Source organism: Embleya sp. NPDC059213 (assembly GCF_042754445.1).
Classification (GTDB): domain Bacteria; phylum Actinomycetota; class Actinomycetes; order Streptomycetales; family Streptomycetaceae; genus Embleya.
Genome location: NZ_JBHZAV010000008.1, coordinates 70,707 through 86,378 on the forward strand (window position 1 = coordinate 70,707; position 15,672 = coordinate 86,378).

A 15,672-nucleotide genomic window follows, 5' to 3' on the forward strand; every position below is an offset into this window, starting at 1 on the left:
CCGCGGGCGCGGATCGCCGGTCCGGGATCCCGCCCGCGCGCCGCCTGCCACCCGCGCGCCGTCGCCCGGGTGTGCGCCGTGCCCGGTGTTCAAGGTGGGCTGGAATGCTGAAGGAGTGACGATGGAAACCGGTGGGGACGCGGAGTCGGCGGCGCGGGAGTTCGAGGCGCATCGGGCTCGGTTGTTCGCGGTCGGGTATCGGCTGCTCGGGTCGGTGAGCGAGGCCGAGGACGCGGTGCAGGACACCTACCTGCGCTGGAACGGGGCCGACCGCGCGGGCGTGCTGGTGCCGGCCGCGTGGCTGACCAAGGTGCTGACCAACCTCTGCCTGAACCGGCTGGCCTCCGCGCGGGCGCGGCGCGAGTCGTACGTCGGGCCGTGGTTGCCCGAGCCGGTGCGGACCGACCGGGGCGAGGTGCTCGGCGTGCTGGAGACCGCCGTGCAGCGGGAGTCGGTCTCGCTCGCGCTGCTGACACTGCTGGAGGAGTTGACCCCCGCCGAGCGGGCGGTCTTCGTGCTGCGCGAGGCGTTCGGTTACAGCCATCGGGAGATCGCCGAGATCCTGGACGTGCGCGAGGAGCACTCGCGGCAACTGCATCGCCGAGCCAGGCTGCGGGTCGGCGAGCCGCGTGGGCGCTACGCGGTGGACGCCGCGCAGCGGGCCCGGATCGTGGAACGGTTCTTCGCCGCGACCATCGCCGGGGACGTCGCGGGGCTGGAACGGCTCCTGGCCGAGGATGTCGTCTCGTGGGCCGACGGCGGCGGCAACATGACGGCGGCGCGCCGGGCGATCGTCGGCCGGGAGAAGGTGCTGCGCTACCTGTTCGGCCTGGGTGCCCGGCTGGAGGGCGGGCCGATCGGGTCGGCCCCGGCGGAGATCAACGGCGAATCGGCCATGCTGATCCACCTCGGCGACACGCTCGCCGCGGTGGTCGTACCGGAGATCACCGACGGCTTGATCACCTGTGTGCGGCTGATCCTCAACCCCGACAAGTTGGCCTTCGTCGCCCGGCAGGGAGCGTGACTCGGGGAGCGTGATCGGGGGAGCGCCCCCGGCGAGCGCGCCCCGACGAGTGCGACCCGGCAGGTGTGACCCGGCTCACCTTCGAGGCCGTCACGGATCCGCCCGCCGCCCGGTTCAAGAGGGACCGAGAGGGACCGACTCGAACGGGAGGAACCATGACTCATCGCATCGTGGTGCTGGGCGCCGGATACGCCGGACTGATGGCCGCCAAGCGCACGGCCCGGCGATTGCGGCACACCGATGCCCGCGTCACGCTCGTCAACGCCGGCGACCGGTTCGTGGAGCGGGTTCGACTGCATCAGCTCGCGGCCGGACAGCGGCTGCGCGACCTGCCGCTGGCCGATCTGCTGGCCGGCACCGGGGTCGAGCTGGTGCCGGCCCGGGTGACCGGGGTCGACGCCGGGGCGCGGACGGTGCGCATCGACACGGCGCCGTACGTGCTCGAGTACGACACGCTGGTCTACGCCCTGGGCAGTGTGGCCGAGACCGCTTCGGTGCCGGGCGCGGCCGAGCACGCGTCGGCGGTGGCCGGCCACGACGACGCCGTGCGGCTGCGCGGGCGGCTGGCCTCGGCGGCGCCGGATCGGCCGGTGGTCGTGGTGGGCGGTGGGCTGACCGGCATCGAGCTGGTGGCGGAGCTGGCCGAGGCACCCGGTGGGCCGCGCCCGCTGCTGGTCACCGGAGGCGAACTCGGCGCGGGATTGTCCGAGCGCGGGCGGGTTCGGCTGCGCCTCGGGCTGGACCGGCTCGGCGTGCCGGTCCGCGAACACGCCCGGGTCGTCCGGGTCGGCGCGGATCGCCTGGAGCTGGCCGACGGCAGCGACCTGCCCGCCGCGCTCACGGTCTGGGCGGCGGGCTTCGGGGCGTCCCCGATCGCGGCCGAATCCGGTCTCGCGGTCGACGGGCGCGGGCTGATCACGGTCGACGACCGGCAGCGCTCGACCTCGCACCCCGAGGTGTACGCGGTGGGCGACGCGGCCGCCGCGCTCGGCCCGGACGGCCGTCCCTCGCGGATGTCCTGCCAGACCGCGCTGCCGATGGGCTTCCACGTCGCGAACGGCATCGCCGACCTGCTCACCGGACGTACGCCCGGTCCACTGCGGCTGCGCTACGCGTGGCAGAACATCAGCCTCGGTCGCCGCGACGGCGTGACCCAGTTCGTCCGGGCCGACGACACGGCACTGGGCGCCGCCGTGCTCACCGGCCGTTCCTCGGCCCGCCTGAAGGAGACGGTCACCCGGGCCACCGTGTTCGCGCTCCGCCATCCGGGCCCGGTCCTGCGGCCGCGCCGCACCGGGCCGACGCACCGCCCCGAGGCCGGCACCGGGCCCGCCGCCGACCGCGAGTCGAGCAGGTAGCGGCGCCCGAAACGCCGCCGAGCCCCGGTCCGCCATGCCCTCGGGGGCGTCATCCGTCCGGCCGAGCCGGTCGGGCGGCGGGCTCGGGGCGGGCTTACGGTGTTGTGTGGGTCACAGGAGTGAGTGTTGGTGTCCAAGTCGAGTTCTGGGCTGACGGGACGTCAAAAAGCTTCATTTCAGGGGCAGATGATATCTGACGGGTCGTCAATTCATATCTGACGGTTCGTCAGATCCCTTTGTCCTAAAGGAAGTTGATCGCATCACGGGTCGTCGTTGTGCGTCGAACAGAGCTAGTGTCGGTCGGGTTGCCACGCTCCAGCAGCGACCCGGCCGGCCAGGACCGGGGACCGCGACACCTCCCCGGAAGCCTTCCAGTGGGCCGTAGCGGGGACCAGGGATGATGAGGACCTCATGGCCATCGCGCTACCAGTACGAGCCCAGGACGACCCGTCCGGCACCGCACCGACGCCGACCCCGGCCGTCTACCCGGGGCGCCCCGCCCCCGCGCCACGCACCCTCGTGGACATCCTGGACGCCACCGTCCGGGACCATCCGAACGAGCCCGCCCTCGACGACGGCCGGCGGACGCTGACGTACCGCGCCCTGGCCGCCGAGGTGGACACGCTGCGCCGCCGGCTCGCCGACGCCGGGATCGGCGTCGGCGACCGGGTCGGCATCCGGGTGCCCTCCGGCAGCAACGACCTGTACATCGCCATCCTCGCCGTGCTGGCCGCCGGCGCCGCCTACGTCCCGGTGGACGCCGAGGACCCGGACGAGCGGGCCGACCTGGTGTTCGGCGAGGCGGGCGTTCGCGCCGTGCTCGGTGCCGAGCGCGAACTGCGCGTCACCCGCGCCGGCGAGCCCGTCGCCCCCGCCCGCCCGGGCCCCGGCGACGACGCCTGGATCATCTTCACCTCCGGCTCCACCGGCAAGCCCAAGGGCGTCGCGGTGACCCACCGCAACGCGGCGGCCTTCGTGGACGCCGAGGCCGGCATGTTCCTCCGGGAGGAGCCGCTGGGCCCCGGCGACCGGGTGATGGCGGGCCTGTCGGTCGCCTTCGACGCGTCCTGCGAGGAGATGTGGCTGGCCTGGCGGTACGGCGCGTGCCTGGTCACCGTGCCCCGTTCGCGGGTGCGCTCCGGTGCCGACCTGGGGCCGTGGCTGGCCGAGCAGGAGATCACCGTGGTCTCCACGGTGCCCACGCTCGCCGCGCTGTGGCCGACCGAGGCGCTGCTCGACGTACGACTGCTGATCTTCGGCGGCGAGGCGTGCCCGCCCGAGCTGGTGGAGCGGGTGGTCGCCGACGGCCGTGAGGTGTGGAACACCTACGGCCCGACCGAGGCCACCGTGGTCGCGTGCGGCTCGCTGCTCACCGGCGAGGGCCCGGTCAGGATCGGGCTGCCCTTGGACGGCTGGGAACTGGCCGTGGTCGACGCGACCGGCCGACCCGTCGCGATGGGCGAGACCGGCGAGCTGGTGATCGGCGGCGTCGGCCTGGCCCGCTACCTGGACCCGGCCAAGGACGCGGAGAAGTACGCGCCGCTGGAGTCGATGGGCTGGGACCGCGCCTACCGCAGCGGCGATGTGGTGCGCGCCGACGAGGAGGGCCTGGTCTTCGTCGGCCGCGGCGACGAGCAGATCAAGCTCGGCGGCCGGCGGATCGAACTCGGCGAGATCGACGCGGCCCTGCAGGCCCTGCCGGGCGTGGTCGGCGCGGCCGCCGCCGTACGCACCGTCAAGGGCGGCAACCAGCTCCTGGTCGGTTACCTGGTGACCGGCGAGGGCTGGGACCGCGAGGAGGCGGTGAACCGGCTGCGCGCCGAGCTGCCCGCGGCCCTGGTGCCCCGGCTGGCCCCGGTGGCCGACCTGCCCACCCGCACCTCCGGCAAGGTCGACCGGGACGCGCTGCCGTGGCCGCTCACCGACGCGGAGGACGCCGGACCCACCGAGCAGCTCTACGGCACCGAGGCCTGGCTCGCCGAGCAGTGGACCGACGTGCTCGGCATCGCCCCGGAGACCGCCCAGGACGACTTCTTCGCGATCGGCGGCAACAGCCTGGCCGCCGCCCGGCTGACCACGCTGCTGCGTGAGCGGTACCCGGCCGCCGCGGTCGCGGACATCTACCAGCAGCCCACGCTGCGCAAACTGGCCCGCCGGCTGGAGCGCTCGGCCCAGGGCGCGGGCGCGGTGCGCAAGGTCGCCCCGACGCCCACCCGGGCCCGGATCGCCCAGTTGTTCCTGCTGATCCCGCTGTTCACCCTGATCGGCCTGCGCTGGACGGTCGGCCTGCTCGCGCTGGGCAACGTCGCCGCCTGGTTCGGCGAGTACCCGTGGGCGCCGACCGCTTCGTGGTGGTGGGTCGCGGCCGGTTGGGCGGTGTTGTTCAGCCCCCCGGCCCGGGTGGCGATCGCCGCCGGCGGCGCCCGGCTGTTGCTGCGCGGAGTGGGCCCGGGCACCTATCCGCGCGGTGGCGGCGTGCACATCCGGCTGTGGGCGGCCGAACAACTGGCCGACGCCGCCGGCGCGACCGCGCTCTCCGGTGCCTGGTTGCAGCGCTACGCCCGCGCGCTCGGCGCCAGGATCGGCCCGGACGTCGACCTGCACACCCTGCCGCCGGTCACCGGCCTGCTCAAGCTCGGCCGAGGCTGCGCGGTGGAGGCCGAGGTGGACCTGTCCGGCCACTGGCTGGACGGCGACCGGTTGGAGATCGGCGCGATCAAGGTCGGCGCCGGCGCGATCGTGGGCACCCGCAGCACGCTCTTCCCCGGGGCCCGGATCGGTCGTTCGGCCGAGGTGGCGGCGGGTTCCGCAGTCACCGGGAACGTGCCGCCGAGGCGCCGCTGGGGCGGGGTGCCGGCGATACGGCTCGGCAAGGTCGACCGGGGCCGGTTCGGCGAGCGTCCGCCGCGCAGGACGCACTGGGCGGTGCTGTACGGCCTGAGCGGGTTGTTGCCGACCCTGTTGCCGATCCTGGCCGTGTTGCCGGTACTGCCGATCCTCGGCGTGTTCGTGCGCCCCGGCGAGGGCCTCGGCGCGGCGCTCGCCGGCGCCATGCTCGCCCTGGTGCCCGCCGTGGCCGCGTTCGCGCTGGTCTACGCGTTGTCGATCGTGCTCCTGGTACGCCTGCTCAGCCTGGGGCTGCGACCGGGCTATCACCCGCTGCACGGCCGGATCGGCTGGCAGGCGTGGACCGTCACCCAGTTGATGGACCTGGCCCGGGACAAGTTGTTCCCGCTGTACGCGAGCCTGTTCACACCGGTGTGGCTGCGGGCGCTGGGGATGAAGGTGGGCAAGGGCGTCGAGGCGTCCACGGTGCTCGCGCTGCCGAGCCTGACCACGGTCGGCGACGGCGCGTTCCTGGCCGACGACACGCTGATCGCCTCCTACGAACTCGGCGGCGGCCGGATCCGGATCGGCGAGGCGCGGATCGGCGAGCGGGCCTTCCTGGGCAACTCGGGGATGACCGCGCCGGGCCGCTCGGTGCCCGCCCGCGGCCTGGTCGGCGTGTTGTCCGCGACGCCGAAGAAGACCAAGAAGGGCGGCTCGTACCTGGGCATGCCGCCGATGCGACTGCCGCGTTCGGCGGACGTCGCGGACCAGGGCCTGACCTACGACCCGCCCGCCCGGCTGCGCTGGGCTCGCGGCCTGGTCGAGGTGTGCCGGGTGGTGCCGGTGTTGTGCTCGGCCGCGCTGGCCGTGCTCACCCTGGCCACGCTGGCCTGGCTGGGCGCGCACTCGCCGATCCTGGCCGCGCTGCTGTCCGGCCTGGTCCTGCTCGGCTGCGGCGTGCTCGCGTGCGTCGTGTCGATCGCGGCCAAGTGGCTCCTGGTCGGCCGATTCAAGCCGGTCGAGCACCCGCTGTGGAGCGGCTTCGTGTGGCGCAACGAGTTGGCCGACACCTTCGTCGAGGTGCTGGCGGTGCCGTGGCTGATCGGCCGGGTGCCCGGTACGTCGGTGCTCAACGTGTGGTTGCGCGGGCTCGGGGCGTCCATCGGCCGCGGCGTGTGGTGCGAGAGCTACTGGTTGCCGGAGGCGGACCTGGTCACCCTGGAGGACGCGGTCAGCGTGGGGCACGGCTGTGTGCTCCAGACGCATCTCTTCCACGACCGGATCATGCGGATGGATACTGTGATCCTTCGCGAGGGTGCCACCCTGGGCCCGCGCGGGATCGTGCTGCCGGGCAGCACGATCGGGGCACGCAGCACGCTGGGTCCCGCCTCGCTGGTGATGCGCGGCGAGACGGTCCCCGAGGACACCGGTTGGCTGGGCAATCCGATCGAGGCATGGCGACGGTAATGCGTTTCGAGACGGCGTCGCGGGACACGGCCCGTCCCGCGACGGTGGGCGCGACGGGGACGGAGCACGAATCGGTGATCGACCACGGGCCGCGCTCGGCCGCCGGGGAGGCGTACTTCGCCACCCACGGCGATCCGCGCTATCACGCGCATCGCTACGAGCTGGACCTGGACTACCGCCCCGGCCCCAATCGGCTGGCCGGCACCGCCCGGATCGGCGCGGTGGCCGGTGATCGGCCGCTCACCGAGTTCGCGCTCGACCTGGGCGAATTCCGGATCGGCCGAGTGCTGGTGAACGGCCGCCAGGCGCGCTACACGCACCGCGCGGGCAAGCTGCGGGTGCGGCCGGGCGCGGCGATCGCTGCGCGGGCCGCGTTCACCGTCGAGGTGCACTACGTCGGCAATCCCAAGCCGGTGCGCAGCCCGTGGGGCGGGGTGGGCTGGGAGGAATTGACCGACGGCTCGCTGGTGGCCGGCCAACCGATCGGCGCACCGTCCTGGTACCCGTGCAACGACCGGCCCGACGACAAGGCGGCCTACCAGATCTCGGTCACCGCACCGTCGGCCTACACCGTGGTGGTCAGCGGCGCGCTGCTCACCCGCAGCACCCGGGGCAGCACCTCGACCTGGGTCTACGAGCAGCCCGCGCCCACCGCGAGCTACCTGGTCAGCGTCTCGATCGGCCGCTACGACACGATCGGGCCGCTGGAGCCGAACGCGGGCGTGCCGCAGTTCGCCCACCTGCCGGGCCGGCTGGTCCCGCGCTTCCTGGTCGACTTCGCCCGGCAGCCGGAGATGATGACGCTCTTCGAGGAGTTGTTCGGGCCGTACCCGTTCGACGAATACACCGTGGTGGTCACCGACGACGATCTCGACATCCCGATCGAGGCCCAGGGGCTGGCCACCTTCGGGGCGAACCACGTCGACGGCGCGCGTGGGGCCGAGCGGCTGGTCGCGCACGAATTGGCGCACCAGTGGTTCGGCAACAGCGTCGGACTGGCGGACTGGCGGCACATCTGGCTCAACGAGGGCTTCGCGCGCTACGCGGAGTGGTTGTGGGCCGAGCGCTCCGGCGGGCGCCCCGCCGCCGTGCAGGCCGCCGTCGAGCACACCCGACTGGGCGGTGCGCCGCAGGATCTGCTGCTCGGGGCGCCGCGCCCGAAGCTGATCTTCGACGAACGCATCTACGCCCGGGGCGCGTTGACGGTACACGCGGTGCGGTGCGCGCTGGGCGACCCGGCGTTCTTCACGATGTTGCGGGACTGGGTCACCTCGCACCGGCACGGCGTGGTCACCACGGACGACTTCGTCGCGCACGCGGCGCGGTACGCCGCCGGGTCGTTGCAGCAGCTGTTCGACGCGTGGTTGTACCGCGAGGTGTTGCCGCCGTTGCCGACGTCGCCGGCCGCCCGGCCCGCGCCGTCCGCGCCCGCTTCGCCGGCCCCGCGGCGGGGGCGGCTCGGGTGGCCCTGGGCGTCGGGGCACGGCAGCGGCTCGGACTGAGGCGGGGCGGCGATCGGGGCCGCGTCGGTTCGTCGTACGGTGCGGGAGGATCGGCACCGTGGTCACCGACATCCGCACGGGCGGTATGCGGTGCCCGCGGCACGGATGGCACGGACGAGAGGAATCCCGCGATGACCCAGGGCGAGAGCGCGACCCCCACGACCCCGTCCCGAGGCTGTGCGGTGGTCACCGGCGCCAGCAGCGGGATCGGCGCGGCGACCGCCGTGCATTTGGCGAGTCTGGGCTACGACGTCGTGCTCGGCGCGCGGCGCAAGGACCGGCTGGACGAGGTGGTCGCGCGGTGCGCCGGACGCGGCCGGGCGTTGCCGCTGGACGTGGCCGACCCGGACTCGGTGACCGCGTTCGCCGCCGCCGTCGAGCGTTGTGACCTCCTGGTCAACAACGCGGGCTTCGCGCGGGGCACCGAGCCGGTGGCCGAGGCCGACGAGGCGGCGTGGACCGCGATGTACGAGACGAATGTGCTCGGCACGCTGCGGGTGACCAAGGCGTTCCTGCCGTTGCTGATCGCCTCCGGCGACGGTCAGGTGATCACCATCGGCTCGGTGGCCGGGCGCGAGCCGTACGAGGGCGGCGCGGGGTACAACGCGGCCAAGCACGCGGTGACGGCGATGACCCGGGTGTTGCGGCTGGAACTGCGTGGGCAGCCGGTGCGGGTGTGCCAGATCGATCCGGGCATGGTGGAGACCGAGTTCACCCTCAACCGGCTCGGCGGCGACGCGGAGGGCGCGTCGGCGGTCTACGCGGGGATGACGCCGCTGGTCGGCCGGGACATCGCGGAATGTGTGGGCTGGGTGGCGACTCGGCCGCCGCACGTGAACATCGACTCGATGATGGTGCTGGCGCGGGACCAGACGTCGGCGCGCGTGGTGTTCCGGCACGAGTGAGCGATTCGCGCTCGGGCCGCCCCCGTCCGGTGCCGGATGACCGGCCGGGGCCGAGCGGAGCCGGGACGCGCGTGCGACCGGCGGCAGCGAGGTGGTGTCGGCGTTGGGTCGGGCAAGTGGCGGAAACGCCGGGGCGTGCTCGGGGCAGGCCCACAGGGTCCGGCCGGCCGCGCCACGGACGGAGTCGATCACCTGCACCGGGACGAGCCCGTCGTGTTGCTCGCAGCGGCAGGAGTGGCGGTAGGACAGGGCGAGGATCACGCGGTCACCCCCGCGCCACGGGCTGCGCGGGCCGGCGGGAATCGGGTGTGGCGATCGCGGCGAGGCGGCCTTGTCGGGTGGCTTCGGCGACCTTGCGGCGTCGCTGGGCGACTTCCTCGGGTGTCATCGGGTAGGGCGGGACGACTGTGGCCGAGTCCTGGATCGGCGGATCGTCGGCGGCGGGGGTGGGCGGTACGAAGTCGCGCCACCGGGGGTGGGTTTGCGGCTTGGGGCTGGTGGGTCGACTCGGCCGGGGCCGCTTCGGTTCGGCGGTCCGGGCGTGCTTGCCGGCCGACTTCGGAGGGGTGCGCGGTTGGCACAGCCATCCGAGAATGGCAGCGATAAAGTGGGTCACGTCGTCGGCTCCTCGAAAACTGTCGGCCGATCCCGGGACCGTTCCAGCGGTCGCCGGGGCTTTCACTTGTGGGTCACGGCCAGGCCGTCACCGCGCGAGTAGCGAGGTCCACCGTTCGGCTTGGTCGGGGAGGTTCCGCGTTTTCGCTTCCGCTGTTGCTCCGGTGACGAACGCTCGAACGGCAGTGGTGGGTGCGGCGCGCCATGCCGGGAATTGTCGCAACTCCATCGGGGGAGACGTCGGCGTTTTGCCGGGCGCCTTCGCTGTGCCCGAGCATTGCTCTGGGCGTGAGTCCGGGCCGAGCTGAGCGCACCCGCCCAGGCAGGGATTCCCTCCCGCAACGCCGGCCCTCCCGCCCGGGCCGGCCAAACCAAGTCGGCCTGTCCGCCGAACGGCGATTCTTCGCGGACTTTTCCGTTGTGGGAAGTGGAGTTTTATGGCTTCCGCGGCGGTCCGTTAGCGTCGGAATCATGGATTGGAATTTTCGGTCGGCCAAAGAGTCGGCGGCTGCGTTGCGTGCCGGTGAGGTGTCCTCGGTGGAATTGACCGAGGCGGCGATCGCTGGGATCGAGCGGGACGAGGGCGTGATCAACGCGATCTGTGTGTCCGACTTCGATCGGGCCCGGGCGGCTGCGCGTGATGCCGACCGGGCATTCGGCCGGGGCGAGGATCGGCCGCTTCTGGGTATTCCGGTGACGGTCAAGGAGTCCTACGACATCGCCGGGTTGCCCACGACCTGGGGCATGCCGCAGTACCGGGACTTTGTGCCCGCCGAGGACGCGGTACAGGTGTCGCGGATCAAGGCCGCCGGCGCGGTGGTGCTCGGCAAGACCAATGTGCCCCTGGGACTGCAGGATCTGCAGAGCTTCAACGAGATCTACGGCACCACCAACAACCCGTGGGATCACGGTCGTACGGCGGGCGGGTCCTCCGGCGGATCGGCGGCGGCCCTGGCGTCCGGGTTCGGTGCGTTGTCCATCGGCTCCGACATCGGCGGCTCGCTGCGCACCCCCGCGCATTTCTGCGGTGTCCACGCGCACAAGCCGACACTCGGGCTGGTGGCGAACCGCGGCATGGTCCCGCCGGCCACGCCGGCATTCCCGATCGACCTCGACCTCGCCGTCGTCGGCCCGATGGCGCGCACCGCCCGCGACCTCACGCTCCTGCTCGACGTCATGGCCGGGCCGGATCCGCTGACGTTCGGCGTGGCGCACGACCTGAACCTGCCGCCCGCACGCCACCAACGGCTGGGCGACTTCCGGGTCCTGGTCCTCGACGAGCATCCGTTGATTCCGACCGGGTCCGCGGTGCGGGCCGGTGTGAACCGGGTGGCCGACGCACTCGTCGACGGCGGTGCCCACGTCGAACGGCACAGTCCGCTGCTGCCCGACCCGGCCGAAGCCGCGTTGATCTACACGCAGTTGCTGTTCTCGGGTTCCGTTGCGCGTTTTCCCGTCGAAGAGTACGAGCGGCTGCAAACCCGCGCCGCCGGATTGAGCGCGGAAGACCGGAGCCTGGACGCGGCGCGGCTGCGCGGGATGGTGCTGAGCCACCGCGATTGGGTCGAGGTGAACAACCGTCGCGAGCTCCACCGCCACGGCTGGCGGCAGTTGTTCGCCGAGTTCGACGCCGTGGTGTGCCCGATCACGCCGACTCCCGCGTTCCCGCACGACCACAACCCCGACCTGTTGGCACGCCGGATCGACATCGACGGCGTCGAATACCCGTTCTTCGACCAGCTCGTCTGGGCCGGTCTGGCCACCATGCCCGGCCTGCCCGCCACCGCGATACCGGCGGGCCGGTCCGCCGAGGGCCTGCCGGTGGGAGTGCAGCTCATCGGTCCGATGTTCGAGGACCGCACCCCACTGCGGCTGGCCGAACTGCTCGAACAGCAGATCGGCGGCTTCCGGGCACCGAAGCAACGCGTCGTGCCGGATACCCGTCGAGGACGAGGTACGGCGGCCGTCGCGGCCGGATCCGCGGCGTAACGGATTCGGTGCCGACGCGGCACGCGCCGTTTTCTAGCCGAGGGTGAGCATCGCCTTGGCGACCTCGGCGATCGCCGTGTCGGGGATGGTGGTGGCGGCCTCGTCGAGGACGAGCAGGCGGGCGCCGGGGATCTCGCGGGCGAGCGCCTCGCCGTTGCCGCTGGGGAAGAACGGGTCGCGGCGGCCGTGGACGACCAGCGTGGGGACCGCGACCTCGGGCAGGCGTTCGCGCCAGCGGGGTTTGCAGTCGAGCCTGGAGAACACCAGGCCCATCTGGTTGGCGGTCTGGACCGGTGGTGCCGTGCCGGGCGTGCGATCCCAGATGCGCGCGGCGACCGCGCGCGCGGCGACGGGGTCGTTGCCGAGGATCTCCGCGCCGGCGGCGGAGAACTCCGCAACCGCCTCGCGGTCGCTCCAGTCGGGCAGCGCCCGCGCGAACAGCCGGCCCATCGTCGCCCGGTCGTGGTCCGGGAGGTCGTCGTCGGGCGGGCCGGGGGCGACCGCGCGGGTGCCGACCAGGGTGAGCGCCGAGAACGCGCCCGGATGGTCGAGCACGGCCACCTGGGCGACCATCCCGCCGACGCCGATCCCCGCGAGGTGCGCGGGCCCTCCGCCGAGCACGTCGGCAAGGGCCGCCGCGTCGTCGGCGAGGTCGCGCAGGGTATAGGTGGGCGCCTCCGGGTCCCTCGTCGTCGACTCCCCGCTGTCGCGCAGGTCGTAGCGCACCACCCGGCGCCCGCCGGCGGCCAGGTGCGCGCAAAGCGCGTCGGGCCAGGAGAGCATCGTCGTTGCGCCCACGAGCAGGACGAGCGGCGCGTCGTCGGCACCGAACGACTCGATGCCCAGGGCGATTTCATTGGCTTCGACAGTGGTCATCGGGTCACCGGGAGACGTCGTGGGCGAGGTGGGTCGCGGTCGATGTCGCGACCACGCTCCGCTGTACCAGGGTGCGCGGCGTTCCACCGGTGAACAGTGGTGTGCCGGCGCCCGGCACGACGGGGGCGAGGTGCAGGATCAGTACGTCGACCAGCCCGGCGTCGAGCGCCGAGCGGATCGTGGCGCCGCCGCCCATGAGGACGACGTCGAGGTCCCGGCCGCCGGCCGCCGACGCCGCCTCGGCTCGCTTGCGCGCGGCGGCGACGGCGTCGGACAGGCCGGTGGTGACGAACGTCCAGTCGAGGTCGGTCGTCCGTACCGACTCCGGCGGCGAGCCGGTCACGACGACGAATGGGGGTTTGCCGACCTCGCCCGCTCCGTAGCCGCACGTGTCGTCCCAGCCGTTCGGCCCGTCGACCAGGTCGAACAGGTGGCGGCCGAGGACGACGGCGCCCGAGCGCACGGTCCCCTCGCGCAGGATCCGGTGGTCGTCGGGGTCGTCGGAGTACGCCCACGTGTGCAGGGCCCCGCCGCCGGTGCCCAGTCCGTTGTCCGGGCCGGGATCGGGCCCGGTGACGAAGCCGTCGAGGGACACGGAGATGTCGGCGATGATTCGAGTCATGTCAAGGTAGACCCGATCCGCCGCCCGAACTCATCGCGCCGCGTGGGGTCGATGGCCTTCGGCGCCGCGCGCACTCCGGATCGGCTCAACCGCGCAGCATCGCCGGGGACAGGGCATGCGGGATCAGCAGGGTGGGGTGGCCCGAGCCGTCGGCGTCGGTGGTCCAGATGTCGGCGCGGAGGTCGCCGGGGAGGCTGTAGACGACGCGGTCGTTGTCCAGCCATTCGGCCTGGTCGTCGAGGGTTCGGGTTTCGGCGAGGGGGCTTTCCGTGTTGGTGGCCAGGGTGAGGGCGAAGAGGTGCCAGGGGCGGTCGGGGTCCGCGCCGGGGACACGTTTCTTGTACACGACGCGTGTGCCGTCGGGGGACAACGACGGGCACTCGGCGTTCTCGCGCACCGTGCGCAGCGTGCGGGCGGCCACGTCGCCGCGGGCCAGCCAGGTGTGTCCGCCCGTGGCCACCGTCGCGTAGAAGGTGTTGTCGTCGGCGGCGAAGGTCACGCCCCAGACGTTGACGTCGGGGGAATGGATCGACTCGTCGCCCCGGTGCAGGGCGTACGACTCCAGATTGTCGTCGAGTCGGCCGGTCCGGGTGTCCAGGATCGCGGTCCGGGTGGCGAAGTTCAGGCCCGCGTACGACTCGCCGTTCACGAACGACGTCCACGCGACCAGCCGTCCGCTCGGTGAGACCCGGGCGCGTGAGGGCGTCCCGGCCAGCGCATGCCGACCCTTCTCGCGCAGGTTCGCATCCAGGAGCACCGCGTCGTACGTGCCGAGCGCGAGTCGGGCCGGTTGCAGGCACACCCCCGTGCCGTGCGCGGCGTGGAAGACCAGGCAACTGCGCGCGGCGACCTCCCGCTCGCCCGGACGCGCCGCGTCGACCGCCGCGAGGTGGTCCCGGCCGGCGTCGGCGGCGGTGCTGCGGAACAGGATCCGCCCCGGGCGATCCAGGCTCAGCGTCGTGTAGTCGCCGTTCCGGCCCGCCTCCGCGTCGCCGGCCGCGCGCAGCGTGTACACCACCGCGAGGCCGACGAGCAGCGTGGTGACCACGGTCAGCACGATCAGGCGCGTGGTTCGGGTCATCGGGATGCCCCTTTCGGGCCGGTCGGGCGGGTGCCGCCCGGAGTCAGCGTGCCGCCGGCCAACAGCACGGCGGCGGCGAGCAGCGCGAGGGCCAACGCGGCGGCGGCCAGGATGCCGGCGGTGTGCGGGCCGTACAGCGTCCACGCCGTGCCGAACCCGGCCGCCCCCAGCGCCCGCCCGCCGGCCTGCCCGGTCTGCACCAGCGCGAGCGCTCCACCACGCAGCGCGGCCGGTGCGGCCGGGGCCGCGAGCGCCATCAGCACGCCGTCGGTGCCCGCGTAGAACAGCCCGAGCAGACCCGGGATCGCCACGATCAGCGCGCCGTCGGGCAGCGGCGCGAGCAACACCAGGTAGCCGCAGAGCAGCGCGACATGGCCGGCCAGGAACACCCGGGCGCGTCCGTACCGATCCCCGGCACCGCCGGCCGGGACCGCGAGCAGCAGGAAGACCAGCGCGGTGCCCAGCGGCAACAGCGGGAACAGGTGCGGTGACAGGTCGGTGTGCCGCTGCAGCAGCAGGTAGAGCATCGCGTCACCGACGGTCGTCGCGCCCAGCACCAGCGCGGCCAGACACACCCGGGCGAAGCCCGGCACCCGCAACACCGCCGCCGCGTCCCGCAGTCGCACCGGCGCGCGGTCCGCCGTCCGCCCCGCGCGAGGGCCCGCGCCGGCGGCTGCGTCCACGCCCCTCTCCACGCCGGTCGTGACGCCTCCGGGCGTCGGGTCGCGGACGAACAGCAGCAGTACCAACAGCCCGAACGCGGCGAAGCAGAAGCTCAGCACGAACACCGCGTCGTACGCGTCGGCCGTAACCCACAACACCGCGAGCGCGACCGGCGGTCCGAACAACGCGCCCGCCGTGTCCATCGCCCGATGCACGCCGAACGCCCGACCCTGCTCCGCCGGCGTCGCGGCCATCGAGATCAACGCGTCGCGCGGCGCGGTACGCAGCCCCTTGCCCGCCCGATCGGCCGCGAGCACCCCGCCGATCGCCGAGACCCCGCCGGCCGCGGGCAACAGCAGTTTGCACCCGGCGGAGATCCCATAGCCGATCGCGGCGACCGTGCGGTGCCGGCGGAAGCGGTCCGCGACCAGCCCACCGAGCAACCGGGACAGCGCGGTGGCGCCGTTGTACAGGCCGTCCAGCATGCCGAACGCCATGGGCGAGAGCCCGAGTCCGAGCACGAGGTAGACCGGGAGCACCGCGGTGACCATCTCCGCCGACACGTCGGTGACCAGCGAGACCACGCCGAGGGTGAGTACGACGGGCGCGACCCGCCGGGCGCCGCGCCCGGTCGGCGGCGGCGGTGCCTGCGCACCCGGGCCGCCGCGCGCACCGGACGCGAGGTCGGCGGAACGGCTGGACGACAGATACATCGTGGGCCTCCGGCTGCGGTTCGGCACG

10 protein-coding genes are annotated in these 15,672 nt (G+C 73.3%); 6 read left to right on the forward strand and 4 right to left on the reverse strand.

Annotated features, from left to right (window positions below):
* Window positions 1-121 precede the first annotated feature (121 nt).
* The 6 genes from ACFXMF_RS05430 (at window position 122) to ACFXMF_RS05455 (ending at window position 11,689) form a co-directional block, all read left to right on the forward strand.
* The gene (locus ACFXMF_RS05430) at window positions 122-1,024 is read left to right on the forward strand and encodes an RNA polymerase sigma-70 factor (RefSeq protein ID WP_379988679.1); all 903 of its coding nucleotides are present in this window, start codon (window positions 122-124) and stop codon (window positions 1,022-1,024) included.
* A 155-nt stretch (window positions 1,025-1,179) separates the two neighbouring features.
* On the forward strand, window positions 1,180-2,382 hold the full coding sequence (locus ACFXMF_RS05435; protein WP_379988678.1) for an NAD(P)/FAD-dependent oxidoreductase: 1,203 nt from the start codon (window positions 1,180-1,182) through the stop codon (window positions 2,380-2,382).
* A gap of 411 nt (window positions 2,383-2,793) precedes the next feature.
* On the forward strand, window positions 2,794-6,678 hold the full coding sequence (locus ACFXMF_RS05440) for a Pls/PosA family non-ribosomal peptide synthetase (protein WP_379988677.1): 3,885 nt from the start codon (window positions 2,794-2,796) through the stop codon (window positions 6,676-6,678).
* Window positions 6,666-8,180 carry a M1 family metallopeptidase gene (locus tag ACFXMF_RS05445; protein ID WP_360310392.1) on the forward strand — a complete coding sequence of 505 codons (1,515 nt, stop codon included), beginning with the start codon at window positions 6,666-6,668 and terminating at the stop codon, window positions 8,178-8,180. The genes ACFXMF_RS05440 and ACFXMF_RS05445 overlap by 13 nt, the downstream gene beginning before the upstream one ends.
* Before the next feature lie 131 nt (window positions 8,181-8,311).
* Complete coding sequence (locus tag ACFXMF_RS05450) at window positions 8,312-9,085, forward strand: SDR family NAD(P)-dependent oxidoreductase (protein ID WP_360310390.1); 774 nt, start codon at window positions 8,312-8,314, stop codon at window positions 9,083-9,085.
* A gap of 1,086 nt (window positions 9,086-10,171) precedes the next feature.
* The gene (locus tag ACFXMF_RS05455; protein WP_379988688.1) at window positions 10,172-11,689 is read left to right on the forward strand and encodes an amidase; all 1,518 of its coding nucleotides are present in this window, start codon (window positions 10,172-10,174) and stop codon (window positions 11,687-11,689) included.
* Window positions 11,690-11,722: 33 nt separating this feature from the next.
* On the opposite strand, the gene ACFXMF_RS05460 is transcribed toward ACFXMF_RS05455, so the two are convergent.
* The 4 genes from ACFXMF_RS05460 to ACFXMF_RS05475 all read right to left on the reverse strand — a co-directional run bounded on the left by ACFXMF_RS05460 (window position 11,723) and on the right by ACFXMF_RS05475 (window position 15,644).
* Entirely contained in the window at window positions 11,723-12,565 is an 843-nt protein-coding gene (locus ACFXMF_RS05460) for an alpha/beta fold hydrolase (protein ID WP_379988676.1), read from the reverse strand.
* Between the two features lie 4 nt (window positions 12,566-12,569).
* Window positions 12,570-13,187, reverse strand: coding sequence for a dihydrofolate reductase family protein (locus tag ACFXMF_RS05465; protein WP_379988675.1), 618 nt, complete (start codon window positions 13,185-13,187; stop codon window positions 12,570-12,572).
* 85 nt (window positions 13,188-13,272) lie between these two features.
* The gene (locus ACFXMF_RS05470; RefSeq protein ID WP_360310382.1) at window positions 13,273-14,268 is read right to left on the reverse strand and encodes a TolB-like translocation protein; all 996 of its coding nucleotides are present in this window, start codon (window positions 14,266-14,268) and stop codon (window positions 13,273-13,275) included.
* Window positions 14,265-15,644, reverse strand: a complete 1,380-nt coding sequence (locus ACFXMF_RS05475; protein WP_379988674.1) for an MFS transporter — start codon at window positions 15,642-15,644, stop codon at window positions 14,265-14,267. The genes ACFXMF_RS05470 and ACFXMF_RS05475 overlap by 4 nt, the downstream gene beginning before the upstream one ends.
* Window positions 15,645-15,672 lie beyond the last annotated feature (28 nt).

Coding starts and splice junctions, on each gene's coding strand:
- ACFXMF_RS05430 (WP_379988679.1), top strand. CDS start 122: ATGGAAACCGGTGGGGACGCGGAGTCGGCGGCGCGGGAGTTCGAGGCG.
- ACFXMF_RS05435 (WP_379988678.1), top strand. CDS start 1,180: ATGACTCATCGCATCGTGGTGCTGGGCGCCGGATACGCCGGACTGATG.
- ACFXMF_RS05440 (WP_379988677.1), top strand. CDS start 2,794: ATGGCCATCGCGCTACCAGTACGAGCCCAGGACGACCCGTCCGGCACC.
- ACFXMF_RS05445 (WP_360310392.1), top strand. CDS start 6,666: ATGGCGACGGTAATGCGTTTCGAGACGGCGTCGCGGGACACGGCCCGT.
- ACFXMF_RS05450 (WP_360310390.1), top strand. CDS start 8,312: ATGACCCAGGGCGAGAGCGCGACCCCCACGACCCCGTCCCGAGGCTGT.
- ACFXMF_RS05455 (WP_379988688.1), top strand. CDS start 10,172: ATGGATTGGAATTTTCGGTCGGCCAAAGAGTCGGCGGCTGCGTTGCGT.
- ACFXMF_RS05460 (WP_379988676.1), bottom strand. CDS start 12,565: ATGACCACTGTCGAAGCCAATGAAATCGCCCTGGGCATCGAGTCGTTC.
- ACFXMF_RS05465 (WP_379988675.1), bottom strand. CDS start 13,187: ATGACTCGAATCATCGCCGACATCTCCGTGTCCCTCGACGGCTTCGTC.
- ACFXMF_RS05470 (WP_360310382.1), bottom strand. CDS start 14,268: ATGACCCGAACCACGCGCCTGATCGTGCTGACCGTGGTCACCACGCTG.
- ACFXMF_RS05475 (WP_379988674.1), bottom strand. CDS start 15,644: ATGTATCTGTCGTCCAGCCGTTCCGCCGACCTCGCGTCCGGTGCGCGC.